The sequence below is a fragment of the Allobosea sp. 01N443 genome (genome assembly GCF_056399325.1).
Map to the genome: position 1 here is coordinate 62,431 of NZ_JBFTRC010000021.1, position 21,635 is coordinate 84,065.

A 21,635-nucleotide genomic window follows, 5' to 3' on the forward strand; every position below is an offset into this window, starting at 1 on the left:
AGGAAACGGAGGCCCTTGCCAACATCTATAATATCCATTAACTTGGATATATGGATAATTTACAAACCATTCTCGCCATGGCTGCACTGGCACAGCCCACGCGCCTCGACACCTTCAAGCTTCTGGTGAACCGCGAGCCCGAAGGCGTTCCCGCCGGCGAGCTCGCGCGGCTGCTGGATGTTCCGCAGAACACGATGTCGGCTCATCTCGCCATCCTGTCGCGCGCACGACTGATCGCGGGCGAGCGGCAGAGCCGCTCGATCATCTATCGCGCCGATCTCGACGGTTTCCGCGCGGTGATCGCCTTCCTGCTGAAGGATTGCTGCGGCGGGCGGGCAGACCTGTGCCAACCGCTCATCGACGAACTCGTTCCCTGCTGCCCACCGAAGGTCCCCGCCGATGGACGTCATCATCTACCATAATCCCGACTGCGGAACCTCGCGGAACACGCTTGCCCTGATCAGGAACGCCGGCGTCGAACCTCACGTCATCGACTACCTGAAGATGCCACCGTCCCGGGCGATGATCGTGGACCTGGTCGCGCGGATGGGTCTCACGCTCCGGCAGGTCCTGCGCGAGAAGGGGACGCCATTCGCCGAACTCGGCCTTGCAGATCCGTCGCTGGGCGACGACGCCTTGCTCGACGCAATCGAGAAGCACCCGATCCTGCTCAATCGACCGATCGTGGTGACACCGAACGGCGTGAGGCTGTGCCGCCCCTCGGAAGAGGTGATTGACCTGCTGCCGCCGCAGCGCGGTCCGTTCGTCAAGGAGGACGGCGAGCGCATCGTCGATGAGGCCGGCCGCCGCATCGCGAGCGGTGAGATCATCGGCCGAGATATCGCATCCGGCCCGATGATCTAACTCTCTGTGTTCGCATCGGCTTTGCCCCGAAAACCGCAATCCACTTTTCGGGCCGATGCTTTCTGTGTTCGCATCGGCTTTGCCCCGAAAACCGCAATCCACTTTTCGGGCCGATGCCTTGGGAAAATCGCATGTCCACGTTCGAACGCTACCTGACGCTGTGGGTGGCTCTGTGCATTCTTGCCGGCGTCGCGCTCGGCCAGCTGTTCCCGAGCGCCTTTCAAACGATCGGCAGCGCCGAGATCGCGAGGGTCAACCTGCCGATGGCAGTCCTGATCTGGCTGATGGTCATCCCGATGCTGCTGAAGATCGACTTCGCCGCCTTGCGCCAGGTCGGCCAGCACTGGCGTGGGATCGGCGTCACACTCTTCGTGAACTGGGCCGTGAAGCCGTTTTCGATGGCCCTGTTGGGCTGGTTCTTCATCGGCTGGCTGTTTCGCCCTCACCTGCCCGCCGACCAGGTCGATTCCTATATCGCCGGTCTGATCATCCTGGCGGCGGCGCCTTGCACGGCAATGGTCTTCGTCTGGTCCAACCTGATCAAGGGAGAACCGCATTTCACCTTGAGCCAGGTCGCGTTGAACGACGCGATCATGATCGTCGCCTTCGCCCCGATCGTCGGCCTGTTGCTTGGCCTGTCCGCCATCACCGTTCCCTGGGGCACGCTGACATTGTCGGTCGCGCTCTACATCCTGGTTCCCGTCATTATCGCGCAGCTCATCCGCAGGAGCCTGCTCGCCTCCGGCGGTGACGAAGCGCTGCATCGCCTTCTCGCCGCCCTATCGCCTGTGTCGCTGGTGGCCCTGCTTGCGACCCTGGTAATGCTGTTCGGGTTCCAGGGCGCGCAGATCCTGGCCCAGCCGTCTATCATCGCGATCCTGGCCATCCCGATCCTGATCCAGGTCTATTTCAATGCGGGACTGGCCTATCTCCTCAACCGTGCGGCCGGCGAAAAACACTGCGTCGCTGGTCCCTCGGCCCTGATCGGAGCCTCGAACTTCTTCGAGCTCGCGGTTGCAGCCGCCATCAGCCTGTTCGGTTTCAACTCCGGCGCCGCCCTCGCAACGGTGGTCGGCGTGCTGATCGAAGTGCCGGTCATGCTGTCGGTCGTCTGGATCGTGAACCGTTCCAGGGGCTGGTACGAGCGGGGAAGCCCGCGCAATCCTGCAAAGGCAACGTCATGACCGATCTTCCGAATGTCGACCTCGACCGTCTGGTCGCTCCCGATCTCACCCAGCTCGAGCCCGCCCGGCGCGCCACGCATCCACCGCGCATCCTTCTGCTCTACGGCTCACTTCGGACGCGCTCCTACAGCCGGCTGCTGACACTCGAAGCAGAGCGTATCCTCAAGCATCTCGGCGCCGAAACGCGGGTATTCGACCCTGCCGGCCTGCCAATGGCCGACAGCGTCCTGCCGGACCACCCGAAGGTTCAGGAGTTGCGGGATCTGGCGCTATGGTCGGAGGGGCAGGTCTGGTGCAGCCCGGAGCGTCACGGCACGATCACCGGCGTATTCAAGAACCAGATCGACTGGATACCGCTGGAGCTTGGCTCGATGCGCCCGACCCAGGGCCGAACGCTGGCGGTGATGCAGGTCTCGGGTGGCTCGCAGTCGTTCAACGCCGTCAACACATTGCGCGTGCTGGGGCGCTGGATGCGAATGGTGACCATCCCGAACCAGTCCTCCGTCGCAAAGGCCTTTCAGGAGTTCGACGAGGTGGGCCGCATGAAGCCCTCCGCCTATTACGACCGCGTCGTCGACGTGATGGAGGAACTCGTCCGCTTCACGCTGCTGACGCGCGACCGCTMCGCCTATCTCACCACGCGCTACAGCGAGAGGAAGATTGCTGCCGAGGCGGTTCCGGTCAGCGCTATCTAAGTCAACACGGCGCGCGCGGGAGCAAAGCGAAACCAGTCAGGCCCACGCGACGGGCGCAGAACCAGGCTGCGACTGACATCGCCGCGGCCGGCGCCCCCGTTTCAATGGCCCGATGCGAGCGCTCCGTCTGCCTTGTCGTGGACGGCGAGGCGCTCGATCATCGCCGCGGTCGCCTGGTTGACGCCGATCGTCTCGATGGCGATGCCCCGGTTCCGGAACTTGAGCACCACGCGGTCCAGCGCGTTGATCGCGGTGATGTCCCAGAAATGGGCTGCGCCAAGATCGATCACGACCTGCTTCACCTCCTCCTCGCGGAAATCGAAGGCCGCATGGAAGGCTTCGGCGGTCGCGAAGAAGATCTGCCCGGTGACGCGGTAGACGCGCGTGTCACCCTCGCGCTCGGATCTAACCGCGAAGAAGCGCGTGACCTTGTGGGCGAAGAACAGCCCGCTGAGGATGACGCCGAACAGCACGCCCTTCGCCAGATCATGCGTTGCGACCACCACCGCGACCGTGCCCAGCATCACGACGCTGGAGCTCTTCGGGTGGATCAGCAAGGTCTGCAACGAGCGCCACTGGAAGGTGTTGATCGAGACCATGATCATGACGGCGACCAGCGCCGCCATCGGGATCCGGGCGACAGAGGGGCCGAGCACGACGATCAGGAACAGCAGGAAGCTGCCCGCCCACAGGCTCGAGAGGCGGCCGCGGCCSCCCGACGAGACATTGATCACGGATTGGCCGATCATCGCGCAGCCGGCCATGCCACCGAAGAACCCGGCGACGATGTTGGCTGCGCCCTGGCCGGCGCATTCCCGGTTCTTGTCCGACGTGGTGTCGGTCATCTCGTCGAGAATCGCCGCGGTCATCAGGCTTTCCAGGAGTCCAACCATGGCCAGCGTCAACGCATAGGGCGTGATGATCCTGAGCGTCTCGAGGGAGAACGGCACCTGCGGGATAGCGAAGGCGGGCAATTCGCCGGGCAGCGCGCCCATGTCGCCGACCGTGCGGATATCGAGGCCGAAAGACAGCGACACCGCGGTGAGCAGGACGATGGCGACCAGCGGCGACGRCACCGCCTTGGTAAGCCGTGGCAGCAGATAGATGATGGCGAGCCCGGCGGCGGTCATGGCGTAGACGACGGGTCCGCGTCCGAGCAGTTCCGGCATCTGCGCCATGAAGATCAGGATCGCGAGCGCGTTGACGAAACCGGTGACGACGGAGCGCGAGACGAACCGCATCAGGTTGCCGAGCCTGAGGATGCCGGCCACGATCTGAAAGATGCCCGTCAGGACCGTCGCGGCGAACAGGTAGCCAAGCCCGTGTTCCCTGACGAGCGTGATCATGACGAGCGCCATGGCGCCGGTGGCGGCCGAAATCATCGCCGGCCGCCCGCCCGCGATGGCGGTGACGACGGCGATGCAGAAGGAGGCGTAGAGCCCGACCTTGGGATCGACCCCGGCGATGATCGAGAATGCGATCGCCTCAGGGATCAGGGCCAGCGCGACGACCGTGCCGGCCAGGATTTCGCGCGTGACGTTGGGCGCCCATTCGCTGCGCAGATGAGAGATTGCCATGGGGAGAGTGAAGCCTTCATGGCCCCGCCGCGAGCAACAGGCAGGCGAGGCGCGCACATACGGACAGCTCCGGAYCGGGCCGGGGCGTTCATCGTTCCGTCGTTGCGTTGTCCGGCGGATCGGCGGCCGGAAGAGCCACCCGGGATTTCACCGGGTCCTGACTAGTGAACCCAGCTCTGTCGCAGTTTTCGCTGCGGCGCAACCCAGTTGGCGCCGACCATGCGCGTGACGGCGCGGGCACTGAAATGCGGAAGGCCGCCCTCAGACCCGCCTGGTCGCCATGCGGGCGGCAAATTCGAGGCCGGACACGGCCAGGGCAAACAGCATCCAGAGCGGGTCGGCGCGATTGAGGAAGAACGATTCCAGCATGCCGACATAGGTCATGAAGATGACGATCATCAGGAAGAGGTCGGCCAGGTTCCGACTCGCCGCGACCCGGTCGGCGCGGAGATAGTTCCTGAGAGGCAGGATCATCAGGCACCAGGCCATCACGATCGCGCCCGGAATTCCGAACATCACCATCGCATCGAGATAGCTGTTATGGGCGGACCCGATGCCGCGAACGTCCCAGCTCGCCTCGAAATTCTCCTCCAGCGTCGAGACCACGGGCGTCTGCCAGAAGCCGAAATAGCCATAGCCGAACCAGGGCTTCTCGCCGATATGGACGCTGGCAAAGCGCCAGATCTCGTCGCGGCCGGTGAAGGTGGGGTCTGAGATCAGGGCAGACGAGATCCTGAGCAATGTCGGCGACAACACGGTGCCGACCGTGAGCGCGGCGACCAGCAGCACCAGCACGGCATGGGTCAACAGCATCAGGCGAGGCCCGGCCATGGCGCGGCCGAGCAGAACGAGGCCGACCGCCACCGGCAGGAAGCCCATCGTCGTCTTCGAACCGCTGTTCAGCACGAAGATCGCACCGAGACCGATGATCAGCAGGCCGCGCAGTTTGAACCCCATGCGCCAGCAATAGATGCCGAACATGATGAGGATCGAGAACACCGGCGCAGCGAAGTTCTTGTGCGAGAGATGGCCGCGCCAGTCGCCGGCATGGCCGCCCTCGACGCCCTCAGAGCCATGGATCGCCAGATGCGGGGCAAGCAGGATGACGGCATAGACCAGCAGGAGCACGGCGAGCGTGGCATTGGCCGCAGCGCTGGCGAAGTCCCGCTCCGTCCTGGGCAGGAGCAGGACACCGACCACGACGACCATGGCGAACGCGGTCAGCAGCAATCCGCGCAACGCGGCTTCCGGGTCCGGTGCGCGCGTGGTGGACAAGGCGGCAACCAGCAGGACGATGATCCACGTGCTGTTGCGCAGCTGTGCGAGAGCTGCCCGCTCGCTCAGCCGCAGCATCGCCCCGAGATAGACGATGGCGAGGCTGACATAGCCGATCTGGTTGACGACATTGCCGGTCGAGGCCCCGGTCTCCGTGCTGTCGGGCACACCGGCAAAGGGCTGCAAGGTCAGGATCATGATGAACAGGCCAAAGCCGCTGAGCAGCGCGGCAACGAGCCGTGCATCGTCGGCCGGGACGCCTGACGCGGAGKCGGCCGCGCTGGTTCCTGTCTCTGCGATGCCGACCGTCATGCTGTCCCTGACACACTCGCCCCGTTCTGCAGGCCGCGCGTTAATGCAGCCGCGCGATCACGCATCATATGCCATGCAACCTTAAGAGCCTGTAGCCGCAGACAGATAGGCCGCCGGCCAGGGCTGCGGCCTGGCCTGATGGCCGGCCGAATTCACCGGTCGTGGCGGGGCGCTGCGCCTGGGATCATAGGACCCGATATCGTATCGGGTCTATGGTCTGCGACTTCCGTGATTGCATCGGCTTTCCCAACCGCAATCTACGCTTTCGGGCCGATGCCTTAGCTCGTCCCGGCGAGATAACTGCCTCCGGCCTCCATGAACACCTGATTGTCCTCCCGCAGCCTGGCTGCAGCATCGTCATAGAGGAATGGCAGGAAGGCGAAGCGCTTGCCCCGCGTCACCTGCGAGACGGCATGAAGCAGCGAGCAGGAGAAGACGACGGCGCCGCCGGGCGGCGGCTTGAAGCTGCGCGCGCCATATTCGGGAAAGCTGACCTCGCCGCCCTCGAAATCGGCGTTCAGGTTGATGGAGACGGCAAAGCGGCGATGCGCCGTGCCCTTGGTCGTGTTGTCCCGATGCGCGCCGAAATGCCCGCCGGTCTGCGCATCGTAACAGCCCACGAGATAGCGCTCCATGCGGGTCACCGTGAACTGGTGGACCTTCCTGATCTCGGGAACGATGCGCTTGCCGATCTTGCCCTGAATGACCCCGATCAGCTCCGTGTCGCCGATGAGGACGTCGGAGCGGCGCTTGTGGGCATGGTCGGAGATCAGGACGGTCTTCCCGTCCTTCTCGCGCATGAAGCCGGATTCATTGCCGCCTTCGGCCTCGTGCAGGGCGATCAGCTGCCGGCAGAAATCCGGCTCGAAGACATTGGGCAATACCAGGACGGGCGCATGCACCTGGAAGCCCGGGAACGCGTCGACCGGTGGAAGCGCGGCGAGGAACGCCGCAACCTCATGGCGCTCGCCGCCCTCGCGGGTGAGGGGAAAGACCGCCATGACGCGCAGCGTCGGATCGAGCACATACCAGGCGCGACGCAGGGGCGTATCCGTGCCTGGCTCGGCCTCGATGGGCGCGACGCCAAACTCCTTGCTGATCAGSAGATCGAAATCCCAGAAATAGCGGATGCCGGGCATGCGCTGCCTGACGCGCTGCTTGAGCTCGTCATCGGGGTCGTTGCTGACGCCGAAGAAGGCGATCTTGTCGTCGTCGAAGAGGTCGCGCTGCTCGGACAGGATCTTGAGCGCGGATACCGTGCTTGCGCGCGCGGCGGAACCGAAGAAGCACAGGACAATATAGCGCCCGGCTGCGCTGGAGAATTTATAGGCCGGGTTGCTTGTGGAACGCTGCTCGAACCACGGCGCAGGATCGCCGACGCCCATCGACCTGTATTTCACGGCCAATTCCCCAGATGTTATCGGATGAGAATGGCATATCGCCCACTATTGGCAAGGATGACAGGCGCTTCACCTTCGCTTCGATGAGCGATCGACGAGCTTTGATCTCCGCGCAAGCGACTAGACCCCGCATACAGCGCGCGCCCCGCTATGCTATGGCTGGTTCCACCATCAACAACGCATGGCTGCTTCTGCAGCCGGAACGGAGTCCATGTCCAGTACCGATGGCAGCATGTTCGACCTGGTCGGAGTGCTTGCCGTATTGCTTCTCGTTGCCGCAAACGGCTTCTTCGTTGCGGCCGAGTTTTCGCTGGTCGCGGTGCGCCGAAGCCGCGTTTCCGAGCTTGTCACCGCGGGGCGCATGAATGCCGCCGCCCTCAAGCGCGCCGTCGACAATCTCGACGCCAACCTCGCCGCGACGCAGCTTGGCATCACCATCTCCTCGCTGGCGCTCGGCTGGATCGGAGAGCCCGCTCTGGCTCACCTGATCGAGCCGCTCCTGAACGGCCTGCCCGGCTCACTGGCGACGGCCAGCTCCCATGCGATCGCGGTCGCGATCTCCTTCGTCATCATCACGGCCCTGCACATCGTTCTCGGCGAACTCGCTCCCAAGAGCCTTGCCCTTCAGCGCAGCGAAGAAACGGCGCTCTGGATCGTGCGGCCACTCGGTCTCTTCCTGTTCCTGCTGCGGCCGGCGATCATCTCGCTGAATGGCCTCGGCAATCTCGTGCTGCGCCTGTGCGGCCTGCGGCCGGGAACGGGAGAGGAATCCCTGCATTCGCCGGAAGAATTGAAACTCCTCGTCCAGGCAAGCCAGGAGGCCGGAATCCTCCAGCCGGCGCAGCAGGAGTTGGTCGAGCGCGTGCTCAGCATCGGCGACCGGCGCATCGCCGACATCATGACACCGCGCCGGGACGTCGCCTGGATCGACGCCGACGACACTCATGACGAGATGCTGCGGACCATACGCGAATGTCGCCATGAGCAGTTGCTGGTCGGGCGCGGTGGCATCGACGAGCCCCTGGGCATGATCCTGAAGCGGGACCTTCTCGACCAGGTCCTGGACGGCAAGGCGCTCGATCCCATGGCCGTGATCTGCGACCCCGTCATCGTGCACGAGACGACGCCGATCTTCCGCGTGCTCGAGCGCTTCAAGAAGGCTCCGGTCCGCCTGGCAATCGTCATCGACGAATATGGCGGCCTCGACGGCATCGTCACCCAGACCGATCTCCTCGAAGCCATTGCCGGCGACCTGCCCGATGTCGAGGGCGAGGAACCCGATATCGTGGAACGCGACGATGGTTCGCTGCTGATCGACGGCATGATGCCGGCGCATGATRCCTTCAATCGGCTTGGCTTCCGACTGCGCTCGGCGGAAGGGGATTTCCACACGATCGCCGGTTTCGCCCTGGCCCGGCTCGAGCACCTCCCCGAGATCGGCGAGCATTTCGACTATGCAGGCTGGCGGTTCGAAATCGTCGACATGGACGGCAGGCGGATCGACAAGCTCCTGGCGCAGCGCATCACAGGGGAGGTTTCCGCCCACGGGTGAAGCGCCGCGCCGGCAGAGAGCGCCCTTCGCCCGTCGGCTCTGGGGCCGTCAGCCTCTGGCATGATCTCGCCCGCCTCGTCGCGATGGGGCGGGCAAGATCAACACGCGGCGCAGGCTCATCAACGGACCGGCGGAGAGGCTCGCAGCCAGTTCGCGGCCATGCCGTACTCGCAGCCCCGCCGATCGGGCGCCCTCCTCGACGAGGTCAGCGGCCAGCGAACCGTGCCCGGTTCTGCGCGACCCAGTCCTGCGAGAGCTTGACGAAGAGAGGCGGCAGCGACGCGAGCGGCCGTCCGCCATGGTGGTCGGCCAGGATATCGCCGGCATCGGGCCAAGTCGTGGGTTGGTCGGCACGCCCCAGCGCAGCGAGGACGCGGCTGGCGCTTTCGGGAATGAACGGCCAGGCGATGTCGGCGGCGGTCGCAAGGAGGTTCACGCTCGTTCTGATCACCACGGCGCTCCGCTCCGGATCGGCGGCGCGGGCCGACCAGGGCGCCTCCCGCGCGAGATAGCCGTTGGCGAGCCGCCAGATCGCGCGGACCTGTTCGGCCGCCTTGCGCAGCGCACGCCGGTCATGATGCGTGCGAAGCGCATGCAGATGTCCCGCAAGTTCATCCGACAGAGCCAGCTCGGCGGAGCCGGGAGCGCCGTTCGCCGGGACGATCCCCTGATGGTGGGCCGTGACGAGTTTCAGCACGCGATTGACGAGATTGCCGAACGTGTCGGCCAGGTCGGAATTCACGTCGGCCGCGAAGCGCGCGAAACTGAAGTCGGTGTCATGGTTCTCAGGCGCGTTCGCGGCCAGCCACCAGCGCCAGTAGTCGGCCGGCAGCAACGCCAGCGCCTGGTCGAGGAACACGCCCCTGCGCTGGCTGGTCGAGAACTTACCGCCTTCATAGGTGAGCCAGTTGACGCCCTTGATCACATCGACGCTCTTCCAGGGCTCGCCGGAACCCAGCAGCGTGCAGGGGAAGCTGACGGCGTGGAAGGGCACATTGTCCTTGCCGAGGAACTGGATGGCGTCGACATCTCCGACCTTCCACCACCAGCGCCGCCAGTCGCGCCGTTCCGGGTCGAGATCGGCCCATTCCTGCGTGGCGGCGATATAGGCGATGGGCGCATCGAACCAGACATAGAAGACCTTGCCCTCGAAGCCGGGTTTCGGCACCGGGACGCCCCAGGACAGATCCCGTGTGATGCACCTGTCCTGAATGCCTTCGCTGAGCCATTTGCGCGCGATCGAGGTGACGAGCGGCGGCCATCCGGACCGGCTTGCGATCCACGCCTCCAGCTCGCCGACCAGGGCCGACTGGCGCAGGAACAGGTGCCGGCTCGGCCTGACCTCGAGATCAGTGCTGCCCGAGAGGGCCGAGCGCGGAGCGACCAGGTCGACGGGATCGAGCGGACGGGTGCAGCTTTCGCATTGGTCGCCCCGCGCGGCTTCGAAACGGCAATGCGGGCAGGTGCCGATGATGTAGCGGTCCGGGAGGAAGCGCCTGTCCGCGGGCGAATAGACCTGTTCGAGCACCCGCTCCTCGATGAAGCCGTTCTGCTCCAGGCACTGGAAGAAATGCTGGGTCAGCGCGTGGTTGCGCGGCGAGGACGAGCGGCCGAAATGATCGAAGGACAGGCCGAGCTGACGATAGATCCCGGCCTGGATCTCATGCTGCGCATGGCAATAGGCTGCGACGTCGGTCCTGGCTTCGGCCGCCGCCAGTTCCGCCGGGGTTCCATGTTCGTCGGTCGCGCAGATGAAGAGAACCTGGTCGCCGATCTGTCGTCGGTAACGGGCGTGGATGTCGGCCGGGAGCAGCGAGCCTGCCAGATTGCCGAGATGCTTGATGCCGTTGATATAGGGAAGTGCGCTGGTGATGAGTGCGTTCGCCATGATGCCCTCCTGGGGTCATTCCACGGGTGACGCGCCGAGACCTGATGAAACAAAAAAGCCCTCCGCAGAACCGGAGGGCTTGGGTCCGACGCTCACTCGCGCGGCGATACGCACGCGCTCACCCCCTCCGGCCAATCTCCTGCTGGTCGGGCCTGCGCATTCGCGTGGCGTGGGCGGGAAGGAACATCTGTAAATCCGCGTCTGATCTGCCTGACGGGTGCCAGCAATCGGCGGGGAAATCAAGGCCGCGGTCAGGCCTGAGGCCGCATAGCGCCATGCCGATGAGGGGATTGGGTAGGGAGCCGAATGGCCAATGTGCGGTTTCCCCGAACCGCCATAGCATGGCCGCCATGAACCTGATCTTTCTTCACGGGGCACCGGCAAGCGGCAAGTTGACGGTCGCCAAGGCCTTGCTTGCGGCGATGCCGGCGCGACTGCTGGACAATCATGCCGCCATCGACGCCGCGCGAACCATTTTCGACTTTGGCGCTCCCGGCTTCTGGGAGCTGGTAGACACGGTTCGCGGATCCATCTTGCGGGCCGCGATCGAGAACGACATTTCCTGTCTGATCGTCACCCTCTGCTATTCCGAGCTGGAGGACCGTCCGTTCTTCGATCAGCTGGAAGACGATGTGGTCCGCAATGGCGGTTCTGTCTTTCCCGTGTTCCTGCATTGCTCGGAACGAGAGGCCGCACAGCGTGTCGGCAATGCCGACAGGGTCCAGCGACGCAAGACGAGTTCCGTCAAGGGCCGCTMCGAATTCCTGTCGCGCTACACCATAGCCCCGGTTCCACGGGAGAACTGCCTCGCGATCGATACGGAGATCACTGCGCCGGATCGCGCGGCCGAACAGATCATGCAGCACTTCGCCTTGCGCTAAAGCATCGGCCCGAAAAGTGGATTGCGGTTTTCGGAATGGCCGATGCAATCACAGATGGTCAGGTCATCGAACCGGATACGATATCCGGTGCGATGATCCAGCGAGCGGTAGCGTGTCCGGCACCGCGCGCACGGATGCGAGGGGCTCAGCCGTCCCGGAGCGCTCCCGTCGCGGATCAGCCCTGGTCCCGGGCGACCGTGAGACCCTCGACCCCATGCTTGTCGATCAACCCCGAAACCAAGCCGGACGAAATCGCGGTCGCCACGAAGCGCTTGATATAGTCGATCGCTGCGGCGTTCCTGGTCGGTGTTCCCACGGCTTGCTGCACGGCCATGTAGCGGCCTGGCAGGATCCGGGTTCCGGGGATCGCCTTCTGGTCCGTCACCAATCTGGGGCGCAGGCCCGCAAGGGCATCGAGTTTGCCCTCGAGGAAGACTGACGCTGCATCAGCGATGGTCTTGGTCCGGACCAGCGTCGCATGCGCGATGTTGCGGTCGAGCCAGAGCCCGTAGGCCGTCCGATCGGTGACGGCGATGCGCCGGCCCGACGCGTCCACGTCATCGATCCGTTCCAGCGACGAACCGTCCGGAACAAGGTAGCTCGCCTCGATCTCGGTATAGGCGGGGGTGAAGCTGATGAACGCGGCGCGCTGCGGCTCAGCCCCGATCAGGGCGATGTCCCATTCGTCCCGCTCGGCGGCATCGGCAATCAGGCCTGGCGATTCATAGGTGACGTAGCGCAGCTCCACTCCCAGGAGATCGGCAAATGCACGCGCCATGTCAGGCGCCACTCCAACCGGCCCGCCATCGGGAGTCCTGTCGGAGACCAGCAGGAAGTTAGACAGATTGATCGCAGCCCGCAGAACCCCGCCCGGTGCGAGAAGCTCTGTCAGGTCCTCCGGGGGCGGGCCGACATGGTCCAGCAATCGCATCTTCGCCTCCGATCCCAGCACCGAATGCTGACCAGCCATCACGACCTGAACTGCCTTGCCAGGGCTTCCGTCGCCTTGACCAGCATGGCCGCATCGACGCCGACCGCCGTGAAGAGCGTGCCGAGCTCGATGCAGCGCGCCGCGAATGCAGTGTCGGGCGTCAGGATGCCTGCGGGCTTGCCGCAAGCGCGAATGCGACCGACCGCCTTCTCGATGAGTGCGGTCACCCTGGGATGTCCGGGCTCGCCGACATGGCCAAGGCTGGCTGCGAGATCGGCCGGGCCGATGAACACGCCATCGACGCCATCGACGGCCGCGATCGCCTCGAGATTGTCGAGCGCGTCCTGGGTTTCGATCTGGACCAGGAGGCAGAGCTCCTCCCCTGCCCGCTTGCCGTAGTTCGCGACCCGTCCGAACCGCGTTGCCCTCGTCACGCCGGAGACGCCGCGAATGCCGGCTGGCGGATAACGCATCGCCGCGACCGCCGCCTTCGCCTCCTCCGCATTCTGGACATAGGGGATCAGCAAGGTCTGGGCGCCGAAATCGAGGAACCGCTTGATCAGCACCGCATCGTTGCTCGCGGGGCGGACCACTGCCGAGACCGGATAGGGAGCCACGGCCTGCAACTGGGCCAGGACCGTCAGCGGATCGCCCGGCGAATGCTCGGTGTCGAACAGCAGCCAGTCGAAGCCGGAGCCGGCGACCGCCTCGGCCGCATAGGCGCCGGGCAGGCTGCACCAGAGGCCGAGCTGATGCCGGCCCTCGCTCAGGGCGCGCTTGAACGTGTTCGTCGGCAGTTCCATGGCAACCTCAGGTGCAACCTTAGTTGAAAGAGACGCCGATGGCGCCGAGCGGGCCGTAATCGACCTGTATGACGTCTCCGGCTGCGATGTCGACTGGCCGCGTGAAGGAGCCGGCGAGGACGATCTGCCCCCTCTTCAGCCCCGCGCCGACGACATGGAGCTTGTTGACCAGCCAGGCGATGCCGGCAGCCGGGTGGCCCATGATGGCAGCCGAAACCCCGGATTCCTCGATAATGCCGTTCTTCGACAGCGTCGCGCCGACCCAGCGGATGTCGACATCCATCGGACGGACCGGTCGGCCGCCGACCACGATCGCGCCGAAAGCGGCATTATCGGCAATCGTGTCGGTGATCGCGCGCGGAACGTCAGTACGGTAATCGATGATCTCGAGCGCCGGCACGACCATTTCGGTCGCGCGCATCACGTCATAGATGCGCTTTCCCGGTCCTTCGAGATCCTCGCCCATGATGAAGGCGAGTTCGACTTCAAGCCTCGGCTTGATGAAGAGGCTCGCCTTGATCTGGGCACCGTCGTTGAAGAGCGCATCGTCAAGGATGCAGCCATAGTCCGGCTCGCTGATCTTCGAGGCCATCTGCATGGCGCGCGAGGTCAGGCCGATCTTGTGGCCCACCATTCTCGCTCCGCCCGCGATCCGCGCATCTGCCCACAGGCCCTGGATGCGATAGGCGTCCTCGAGTTCGATCGCGGGATAGGTCCTGCTGAGCTGCGGGACCGGCTTCAGCGTGCGCTCTGCCTGGAGCAACGCATCGGCCGCCTGCTGGCGTTCGGTATCGGTCAGCATCGGAACACTCCTTGGCGGCGCGGGTCGCGCGAACGGGTCACTTGATCGGCGGGCGCGGCAGCACGGTCTCGCCGGGCTCCATGACGTAGGTGTAGTCGAGCGAATACCAGGGGACCGGCACCATGGCGTCGGATGGGTGGGGTTCGTCATGGCGGATGAAGTCGCCGACAAGAGCCCTGGTGACGCCGAATTGCACATCGGAATCGATATGCGGGTCGCGTGGGTCGTAGACCTGCGAGATCAGCACCTTGAAGCCGGGTTTGACGATCAGCGCATGCAGATGCGCCGGACGATAGGGATGGCGGTCCTGCACGGCGAGCAGCCGGCCGACCACGCCGTCGGTGGGGATGGGGTAGCCCACCATCTTCACCGTCGAGAACCAGAAGCGCCCTTCGCTGTCGGTGGTGAATTTGCCGCGCAGGTTCATCTCGGCCTGCTCGGGATCCTGGTTCTCGTAGAGCCCGACGGGGGACGCATGCCAGACATCGACCTCGGCTTCGACGATCGGTGCACCGCGCTGGTCCAGGACACGTGCGGTGACGAGCAGCGGATCKCCCGGCGTGTCGGAGCGGATGATCGTGCGGCCATTTTCGACATGAGGAGCATTCAAGCGCCAGAATGGTCCCAACAGCGACTGCGACGTTTCGGTATTGCCGCCATCGCCGTTGTTGAGCAGGCAGACGAGCGACGAGACACCCAGCGAGCCCGCCATGAGCACCATCTCGTTATGGCTATCGCTGGCCAGCTTGCCGATCTCGTTGAGGATCGCGGTTGCCTCGCGGAACTCCGCTTCGCTCAGCCGCACATCACGGACAAAGGCGTGGAGATGGCTGACCAGCGAGGTCAGGATCTCGCGCTGGCGCGGGTCTTTCGTGCGCTGCATCACGGCCAGCGCATCGCGGGTCACATCCTGGTGGCTCTCGATGATCATGGCGTCCTCCCTGCGATCTCCACTCCTGTAAAATCGATTATCTGTCAATCAAGAGCCGCATGAAGAACGCCATGCGCCGGCTCCGCACACGCTGAGCGAGGCCTTCCAGCGCAGTAATTCCCGAGAACCTTCTGAAATAAGCCCATCTGTGAGATAGTTGCACCACATCTGGAGAAGCAGCCCATCTACTCGCGGCGTATCGATCRCCGCCCGGTTGACGTAGATAATCGATTATCATACCACCTCGACTCTCGCGCCGACGGGTTCAAGGGAGGGACGATGAACATCGCTGTCGACGACCTGCCCCCCGCCGAGTTTTCGTCGAAAGGCACTCCAGCGACGGCAAAGAACACCAAGGCGTCGCTTCTGGTGAATCGCCTCCGCGAGGCGATCCTGTCCGGGGAACTGGCGCCCGGCACCAAGATCAATCTCGATACCGTCCGTCGGCAGCTCGACGTCTCGCTCAGTCCCCTTCGCGAAGCGCTTGCCCGCCTGATTGCGGTGGGGCTTGTCGAACTGCACGACAACCGCGGATACACTGTCGCGCCGGTCTCGCTGTCCAACCTTGCCGAGATCACGAAACTGCGCGTCGAGTTCGAGAGCCTGGCGCTCTCCTCAGCCATCGCGAAAGGCGACCTGGCCTGGGAAAGCGACGTGATGCGCGCCCTTCACCGTCTCAACCGGATAGAGCGGATCGCCAGTGAGCCGGCAACACTGGAAGCCTGGGAGCACGCGCATCGCGACTTCCACATGATGCTCCTCGCCGGTTGCGGGATGCCGCTGCTGCTGAACGCCTGCGTCATGCTGCACAACCTGAACGACCGTTATCGACGGATCTTCCTGGTGGCCCAAGGCGGGGACCGCAACGTCGCCGCCGAGCATAGCGAGATCGCCCAGGGCGCGGTCGCCCGCGACGCCGACTATGCCTGCGCCAAGCTGCGCGAGCATATCCAGCGCACCGGGTCCAACCTCCACACCCGCCTTGCCGGCCAGTTGCAGCCCTGAAGCGATGGAGCGTCCCGTGTCATCGCCATCAGGTCAGCCGCCTCTTGGAATCGCGCATTTCACGACGATCGATGTGCCGCCGCTCGACTTCGTCGCACTCGCGGCGAAAGTCGGTTTCTCCGCGGTAGGGCTTCGGCTGAATCCGGCCTTTCCTGGCGCGCCCTTCTACGAGATCCGCCCCGGCAGTGCTCAGATGCGGTCGATACGGTCCCTGCTGACCCAGACCGGCCTGCGCGTCTACGATATCGAATTCGTCGTCATCGACGCGAATTTCGCAGCGGACGCGCTGATCCCGATGCTGGAAAGCGCGGCGGAACTCGGTGCCAGGCGCCTGAGCGTCTGCGGCGACGATCCCGACCATAGACGGCTCGTCGCCAGCTTCGCCTCTCTGTGCGACGTCGCGGCACGCTTCGGCATGGGCGTCGACATCGAGAACATGCCATGGCGCCGTGTCGCCAGCATTCACGACGCCGCAGCGATCGTAGGGGAGGCCGACAAGGCAAATGGCGGGGTCCTGGTCGATGCCCTTCATCTTTCGCGAGGCGGCGGTCTTCCGATCGACCTGAGAACGATCCCGTCGCATTTCATCAGGAGCGCGCAGCTCTGCGACGCGGTGGCCGAACGCCCGACGACATTCGACGAGATCATCAGGGAGGCGCGCGCGGGACGCAGGCTTCCAGGCGAGGCCTCCCTGCCCTTGCAGGACCTCCTGGCGGAACTGCCGGCCGACGTGACGCTCTCTGTCGAGGTGCCCAATCAAGGGCTGCCGGCGGCAGAGCACGCGAAGGCGGTGTTCGAGGCGGCACGGCAGGTGATCGCTGCGCACGCACTCGCCACACCGACTTCGAGGACACCGCTTACGGAGGTGGCTACGGGGCGCTCTTCAGTGGCCCAAGCAGGACGGCGAGCGAAYTGAGCACGATCAGATAGCGCCCCGGGGAATGTCAGCCCTCGAAGGGCTCGACGGTCAAACGCCGCCCCAGCATGAATGCGTCGCCGACCAGCGCCAGCGGCGCGAGGTCGACATCGCTGCGGCCTTCCGCGATCAGCGCTTCGAAGCGGCGATAAATCTCCGCATATTCCCGCTCCGGCTCGTCGACCAATATGCGGCCGTCATGGCTCAGCGTCCTGCCGCCCGAGGAGAGCATGATAAGGCCGGCCTCAGTCTCGACATGGATGTCCCAGCTCTGTTCGCCCTCCTGGCGGAAGTCGAATTCTGCGTGGATCGGCAGCCCCGAACCATCCGCGAGATCGAGCGCGGCGGCGATCGGCGCCTGGCGGTTTGCCGGGACGGATAGCGAGGCGCCGGTCACGAAGACCGGCTCGGGCAGAATGGTGGTCAGAATCGAGAGGGCGTTGATGCCGGGGTCGAAGACGCCGAGCCCGCCGGGCTCGAAGATCCAGTCCTGCCCGGGATGCCAGACGCGCACATCCTCCTTCCAGATGATCTCGACCGAGCGCGGCCGGTGCTGCGCGAGAAGGGCGCGCGCCGGCGCGACAGCGGGCGCAAAACGCGAATGCCAGGTGGTGAACAGCGTCCGGCCGCTCCGTTCCGCCTTTGCGACGAGAGGGCCGAGTTCGCTGACGCTGGCACCCGGCGGCTTTTCAAGCAGGACGTGCATTCCGGCTTCGAGCGCCTCTGCCGCCAGCGCATGYCGGCCTTGAGGCGGTGTGCAAAGGGCAACGGCATCGAGATCGATATCCGAGGCCAGCATCGCGCTGAGCGAGGTGAAGACGGGCAAGCCAGGCAGCGTGCCTTCCCGGCTCGCCGCCGCGACCAGCTCGAAACCGGGCGTGGCCGCAATCGCGCCGAGATGCTGGCTGTGCGCGATCTTGCCGAGCCCGACGAGTCCGAGGCGGATCCTCGACATCCCGCCCGCCTCAGCTGTGCGCGACGGTTTGCGCAGTCACGCGCGCGCCGTCGGGCCGGAACAGATGCGCCAGTGCGATATCGACATGCAGCGGCACCCGCTCGCCGGGCTTCGGCTTCTGCTGTCCCTCGACCTGAACGGTGATCGGCTGGCCGTCGGAGAGGACGCCGTAGATCAGCGAGGAGCCCCCGAGCTGCTCCACGAGCTGGACCTTCGCCTCGCCGATCCGCGTGCCGGCGCCGCCGAGCCGCAGGTGCTCGGGCCGCAGGCCCAGGCTGCAATCGGCGCCGTCCTGGCCAGCCAGATGCGGCAGGGGCAACACGGTCTCGGCCAGGGCCACCCGCGCTTCTCCTCCTGTCGCCGGCAGCATCCTGGCCTGCAGGAGGTTCATCTTCGGGCTGCCGATGAAACCCGCGACGAAGCGGTTGACGGGGTTGTTGTAGAGCTCCAGCGGCGAGCCGATCTGCTCGACCTTTCCGGCGCGCAGAACCACGATCTTGTCGGCCATCGTCATGGCTTCGACCTGGTCATGCGTGACATAGATCATCGTGTTGCCGAGCTGCTGGTGCAGCTTGGCGATTTCCACGCGCATCTGCACGCGCAGCTCCGCGTCGAGATTGGAGAGCGGCTCGTCGAACAGGAAGATCTTGGGTTCGCGCACGATGGCGCGGCCGATGGCGACGCGCTGGCGCTGYCCGCCCGAGAGCTCCTTGGGCTTGCGGTCGAGCAAGTGATCCAGTTGCAGGATCGCCGCGGCACGGGCCACGCGCATATCGATCTMGGCCTTGGTCATCCGCGCCGTCTCGAGCGCGAAGGCCATGTTCTTGTAGACATTCATATGCGGGTAGAGCGCATAGGACTGGAACACCATCGCGATGCCCCGTTGCGCCGCCGGCACCTCGTTCATCACCGCGTCGTCGATGCGCAAGGTGCCGTCGCTGATATCCTCGAGCCCGGCGATCATCCGCAGCAAGGTGGATTTCCCGCAGCCAGACGGACCGACGAAGACCACGAACTCGCCGTTGGTCACGGACAGGTTCACATCCTGGATCACCGGGTGATCGCCGAAGCGCTTATGGACATGCTCCAAGGTCAGCCAACTCATCGTTCCCTCCTTGCGGCCTTATCGTTCTTGTCGTTGCGGGCAGGCAGGCCGCCTGCCCTGCTTGGGCGCGCTCAGGCAGCGAGTGCCGTCGAACGGATGCCGACCGGCATGGCCGAACCATGGGCCGCGATCAGGTCGTCGACCATGGCGCGGATCTCGCGCAGCGAGAGGACACTCGCGGCATGGCGGTCCAGCACCGCGGCGCGGTAGACCGCGTCCCGGTCGCCTTCCAGGGCAGCGCGCACGGTGAGGTCCTGGACGAAGACATGCGGCGCGCAATGGGCGGCGAGCTCCGGCGGCAGCGTGCCGGCATGGCAGGCTCGCAGGCCGTTGCGGTCGACGATCACGGGCACCTCGACACAGCAATCCTGCGGCAGGTTCTCGATCAGCCCGGTGTTGCGGACATTTCCGTAGATGAGCTGGGGCTCGTTCGTGACCATGCCGTTGATGATCGATGCGCCGTATTCGTCGCTGCGCTCGAGCGAGAAGCTCTCGCCGGCCAGCAGCTTTTGCCGCGTGTCGGCATAGCGTCGCAGGTTGCGCTCGCTGCGGCGAATATACTCGTCGACCGGCACGTCGAATTCCGCGATCTGGTCCTCGCGGCGCAGGAAATAGGGCGTGTATTCGGCCGTATGCTCGCTGGATTCGCTGACAAAGCGGCCGAGATGCTCCAGCAGGGCGAAACGGATCTTGTCCTTCGCAAAGATCTCCGGATTGCGGGCGGCACGCCGCAGCTGCGGATAGGCATCCTTGCCGTCGATTTCGAGCCGCAGGAACCAGGTCATGTGGTTGATGCCGGCGCAGTCATAGCTCAAGCGGGAGCGATCGACCCCGAGATAGGAAGCAAGGTCGCGCGCCGTGTGCTGGACGTTGTGGCACAACCCGACCACCTGCTGCTCTGGGAAGGCCCTGTAGACCGCCCAGGTCAGAATGCTCATCGGGTTGGTGTAGTTCATCAGCAGGGCATTGGGGCAGACCGCCCGCATGTCCCCGACCAGGTCGACCATGAAGGGAATGGTCCGCAACCCGCGGAAGATGCCGCCGATACCGACGGTATCCGCGATGGTCTGCTTCAGGCCGTAGCGGCTCGGGATCTCGAAATCGAGCAGCGTCGCCTCGTGCATGCCGATCTGCACCATGTTGATCACGAAATCCGCGCCCTCCAGGCAGCGCCGGCGGTCGGCATGCTCGGTCACGGTCGCCCCGGCATCGAACTGGCCGGACGTCCAGCGCGCYATCATTCCCGCCGTTTCGAGGCGCTCGGCATCGATGTCGTACAATGCGATCTCGCATTGCTTCAGCGCGGGAAGACTGAGGATGTCGGTGAGCAGGTTCTTGACGAAGACGACGCTGCCGGCGCCGATCATGGCGATCTTGGTCATGTCATGGTCTCTCTTGGGTAGAGGTCGGGAAAGGGCTCACTTGAGGCCTGTGCTGGCAATCCCCTGAACCAGATAGCGCTGGAAGATCAGGAAGATGAGCAGCATCGGCAGGAGGGAGATCAGGGCCAGCGCCATGACGCCGCCCCAGTCCGGATTGGCCTCGCCGCGCAGCAGGTTCAGGCCCAGCGGCAGGGTGAAGAGTTCCTGGTCGGTCAGGACGACCAGCGGCCAGGCGAAGTCGTTCCAGCGCCACATGAAGGTGAAGATCACCAGCACGGCGATGATCGGCTTCGAGAGCGGCAGCACGATGCGCAGGAAGATCCGCATCTCGCTGGCGCCGTCGAGCCGGGCGGCCTCGATCAGCTCATCGGGAATGCTGACCATGAACTGGCGCACCATGAAGACACCGAAAGCTTCGGCCGCGCGCGGCAGGATGACGCCCCAGGGCGAATTCAGCAGCCCCAGCCAGGAGGTCACGAGGAATTCCGGCACCAGGATCACCTGGATCGGGATCATCAGCGCGCCCAGGATCGCGAAGAACAGGATGTCGCGCCCGGGGAAGCGGAACTTGGCGAAGACGTAGCCGCAGAGCAGGTTCGCGGACACGGTGATCAGCACGGCGATCACGGCGATGAAGGTCGAATTCATCACCCAGGTCAGGAAGGGATGGCGCTGCGCGATATTCCTGAAATTCTCCAGCGTCAGCACCTGCGGGATCAGGCTCACCAGCGGCTGGAAGACCTCGGAACGAGGCCGGATCGCGGTCGCGAGCATCCAGTAGAGCGGAAAGATCATCGCCAGCGCGCCGAGCACGACAGCGATCCAGATCAGCACGTTGCCGGTTCGGCGGGTGCCGGGGCGCCTGGCGCCAGCCTCGAAGGTGACGCCGCTCATAGCACGTTCTCCGATTGGCGGCTGACCCGCCACTGAATGATCGTGAAGCCGAGCACGATGGCGTAGAGCACGACGCCGATCGCGCTGGCATAGCCCATCTCCGATGTCATGAAGGCGGACTGGTAGATGTATTGCACCAGCATCGTCGTCGAGAATCCCGGGCCACCGCCGGTCATCACGTAGATCAGGTCGAAGACCTGGAAGGAGTGGATCACGCTGAGGATCAGCAACAGGAAGGTGGCGGGCCGCAGGAGGGGCAGCGTGATCTTCCAGAACTGGCGAG

At 64.8% G+C, this 21,635-nt stretch carries 21 protein-coding genes and 1 other annotated feature; of the genes, 8 read left to right on the forward strand and 13 right to left on the reverse strand.

Annotated elements, in window-relative coordinates:
- Positions 1–50 precede the first annotated feature (50 nt).
- The 4 genes from AC1DRP_RS08640 to arsH all read left to right on the forward strand — a co-directional run bounded on the left by AC1DRP_RS08640 (position 51) and on the right by arsH (position 2,743).
- Positions 51–422, forward strand: coding sequence for an ArsR/SmtB family transcription factor (locus tag AC1DRP_RS08640; RefSeq protein ID WP_441504569.1), 372 nt, complete (start codon positions 51–53; stop codon positions 420–422).
- Entirely contained in the window at positions 400–864 is a 465-nt protein-coding gene (arsC, locus tag AC1DRP_RS08645) for an arsenate reductase (glutaredoxin) (RefSeq protein ID WP_441504570.1), read from the forward strand. Before AC1DRP_RS08640 ends, arsC begins: the two co-directional genes overlap by 23 nt.
- A 131-nt stretch (positions 865–995) precedes the next feature.
- Entirely contained in the window at positions 996–2,048 is a 1,053-nt protein-coding gene (gene arsB / locus AC1DRP_RS08650) for an ACR3 family arsenite efflux transporter (RefSeq protein ID WP_441504571.1), read from the forward strand.
- Entirely contained in the window at positions 2,045–2,743 is a 699-nt protein-coding gene (gene arsH / locus AC1DRP_RS08655) for an arsenical resistance protein ArsH (protein WP_476768295.1), read from the forward strand. Before arsB ends, arsH begins: the two co-directional genes overlap by 4 nt.
- Before the next feature lie 101 nt (positions 2,744–2,844).
- Here arsH and AC1DRP_RS08660 read toward each other — a convergent pair whose 3' ends face one another.
- The 3 genes from AC1DRP_RS08660 to AC1DRP_RS08670 all read right to left on the reverse strand — a co-directional run bounded on the left by AC1DRP_RS08660 (position 2,845) and on the right by AC1DRP_RS08670 (position 7,307).
- The gene (locus tag AC1DRP_RS08660) at positions 2,845–4,320 is read right to left on the reverse strand and encodes a SulP family inorganic anion transporter (protein WP_476768296.1); all 1,476 of its coding nucleotides are present in this window, start codon (positions 4,318–4,320) and stop codon (positions 2,845–2,847) included.
- A gap of 105 nt (positions 4,321–4,425) precedes the next feature.
- Positions 4,426–4,481 (reverse strand) — a sequence feature (sul1 is cis-regulatory element that is thought to sense ions involved in sulfur or methionine metabolism; They are found in Alphaproteobacteria).
- Between the two features lie 100 nt (positions 4,482–4,581).
- Positions 4,582–5,907, reverse strand: coding sequence for an O-antigen ligase family protein (locus AC1DRP_RS08665; RefSeq protein ID WP_476768297.1), 1,326 nt, complete (start codon positions 5,905–5,907; stop codon positions 4,582–4,584).
- A 278-nt stretch (positions 5,908–6,185) separates the two neighbouring features.
- On the reverse strand, positions 6,186–7,307 hold the full coding sequence (locus AC1DRP_RS08670; RefSeq protein ID WP_441504575.1) for a 2OG-Fe(II) oxygenase: 1,122 nt from the start codon (positions 7,305–7,307) through the stop codon (positions 6,186–6,188).
- A 211-nt stretch (positions 7,308–7,518) separates the two neighbouring features.
- Between AC1DRP_RS08670 and AC1DRP_RS08675 the strand changes: the two genes are divergently transcribed.
- Positions 7,519–8,859, forward strand: a complete 1,341-nt coding sequence (locus tag AC1DRP_RS08675) for a hemolysin family protein (protein WP_476768298.1) — start codon at positions 7,519–7,521, stop codon at positions 8,857–8,859.
- A 205-nt stretch (positions 8,860–9,064) separates the two neighbouring features.
- Here the strand turns inward: AC1DRP_RS08675 and metG are convergent, their stop codons facing one another.
- Positions 9,065–10,747 (reverse strand): methionine--tRNA ligase, encoded by a 1,683-nt coding sequence (gene metG, locus AC1DRP_RS08680; protein WP_441504577.1) that lies wholly within the window; start codon positions 10,745–10,747, stop codon positions 9,065–9,067.
- A gap of 350 nt (positions 10,748–11,097) precedes the next feature.
- On the opposite strand from metG, the gene AC1DRP_RS08685 reads away from it, so the two are divergent.
- On the forward strand, positions 11,098–11,628 hold the full coding sequence (locus AC1DRP_RS08685; protein WP_476768299.1) for a hypothetical protein: 531 nt from the start codon (positions 11,098–11,100) through the stop codon (positions 11,626–11,628).
- A gap of 175 nt (positions 11,629–11,803) precedes the next feature.
- On the opposite strand, the gene AC1DRP_RS08690 is transcribed toward AC1DRP_RS08685, so the two are convergent.
- From AC1DRP_RS08690 to AC1DRP_RS08705, 4 genes are read right to left on the reverse strand one after another with little or no spacing between them, the layout of a single operon-like run.
- On the reverse strand, positions 11,804–12,559 hold the full coding sequence (locus AC1DRP_RS08690) for a transporter substrate-binding domain-containing protein (protein WP_441504579.1): 756 nt from the start codon (positions 12,557–12,559) through the stop codon (positions 11,804–11,806).
- A 38-nt stretch (positions 12,560–12,597) separates the two neighbouring features.
- A complete protein-coding gene (gene hpaI, locus AC1DRP_RS08695) occupies positions 12,598–13,362 on the reverse strand; it encodes a 4-hydroxy-2-oxoheptanedioate aldolase (RefSeq protein WP_441504580.1) in 765 nt (254 codons plus the stop codon).
- A gap of 19 nt (positions 13,363–13,381) precedes the next feature.
- Positions 13,382–14,164 carry a 2-oxo-hept-4-ene-1,7-dioate hydratase gene (hpaH, locus tag AC1DRP_RS08700; protein ID WP_441504581.1) on the reverse strand — a complete coding sequence of 261 codons (783 nt, stop codon included), beginning with the start codon at positions 14,162–14,164 and terminating at the stop codon, positions 13,382–13,384.
- Positions 14,165–14,201: 37 nt separating this feature from the next.
- Positions 14,202–15,095: a dioxygenase family protein gene (locus AC1DRP_RS08705; RefSeq protein ID WP_476768300.1), complete on the reverse strand. Its 894-nt coding sequence runs from the start codon at positions 15,093–15,095 to the stop codon at positions 14,202–14,204.
- A 279-nt stretch (positions 15,096–15,374) separates the two neighbouring features.
- Here AC1DRP_RS08705 and AC1DRP_RS08710 point away from each other — a divergent pair, with 279 nt between their 5' ends.
- Together AC1DRP_RS08710 and AC1DRP_RS08715 are read left to right on the forward strand one after the other, a co-directional pair.
- On the forward strand, positions 15,375–16,100 hold the full coding sequence (locus AC1DRP_RS08710; protein WP_441488494.1) for a GntR family transcriptional regulator: 726 nt from the start codon (positions 15,375–15,377) through the stop codon (positions 16,098–16,100).
- Positions 16,101–16,116: 16 nt separating this feature from the next.
- On the forward strand, positions 16,117–17,016 hold the full coding sequence (locus tag AC1DRP_RS08715) for a sugar phosphate isomerase/epimerase family protein (RefSeq protein ID WP_441504583.1): 900 nt from the start codon (positions 16,117–16,119) through the stop codon (positions 17,014–17,016).
- 28 nt (positions 17,017–17,044) lie between these two features.
- Here the strand turns inward: AC1DRP_RS08715 and AC1DRP_RS08720 are convergent, their stop codons facing one another.
- From AC1DRP_RS08720 to AC1DRP_RS08740, 5 genes are all read right to left on the reverse strand, one after another.
- Positions 17,045–17,971: a Gfo/Idh/MocA family protein gene (locus AC1DRP_RS08720; protein WP_441504584.1), complete on the reverse strand. Its 927-nt coding sequence runs from the start codon at positions 17,969–17,971 to the stop codon at positions 17,045–17,047.
- A gap of 10 nt (positions 17,972–17,981) precedes the next feature.
- The gene (locus AC1DRP_RS08725) at positions 17,982–19,076 is read right to left on the reverse strand and encodes an ABC transporter ATP-binding protein (RefSeq protein ID WP_476768301.1); all 1,095 of its coding nucleotides are present in this window, start codon (positions 19,074–19,076) and stop codon (positions 17,982–17,984) included.
- A gap of 71 nt (positions 19,077–19,147) precedes the next feature.
- The gene (melA, locus tag AC1DRP_RS08730; protein ID WP_476768302.1) at positions 19,148–20,458 is read right to left on the reverse strand and encodes an alpha-galactosidase; all 1,311 of its coding nucleotides are present in this window, start codon (positions 20,456–20,458) and stop codon (positions 19,148–19,150) included.
- A 36-nt stretch (positions 20,459–20,494) separates the two neighbouring features.
- Positions 20,495–21,352, reverse strand: coding sequence for a carbohydrate ABC transporter permease (locus AC1DRP_RS08735; RefSeq protein ID WP_441504587.1), 858 nt, complete (start codon positions 21,350–21,352; stop codon positions 20,495–20,497).
- Positions 21,349–21,635: carbohydrate ABC transporter permease (locus tag AC1DRP_RS08740; protein WP_476768303.1), on the reverse strand; the 287-nt coding region annotated here is incomplete at its 5' end. The genes AC1DRP_RS08735 and AC1DRP_RS08740, both read right to left, overlap by 4 nt.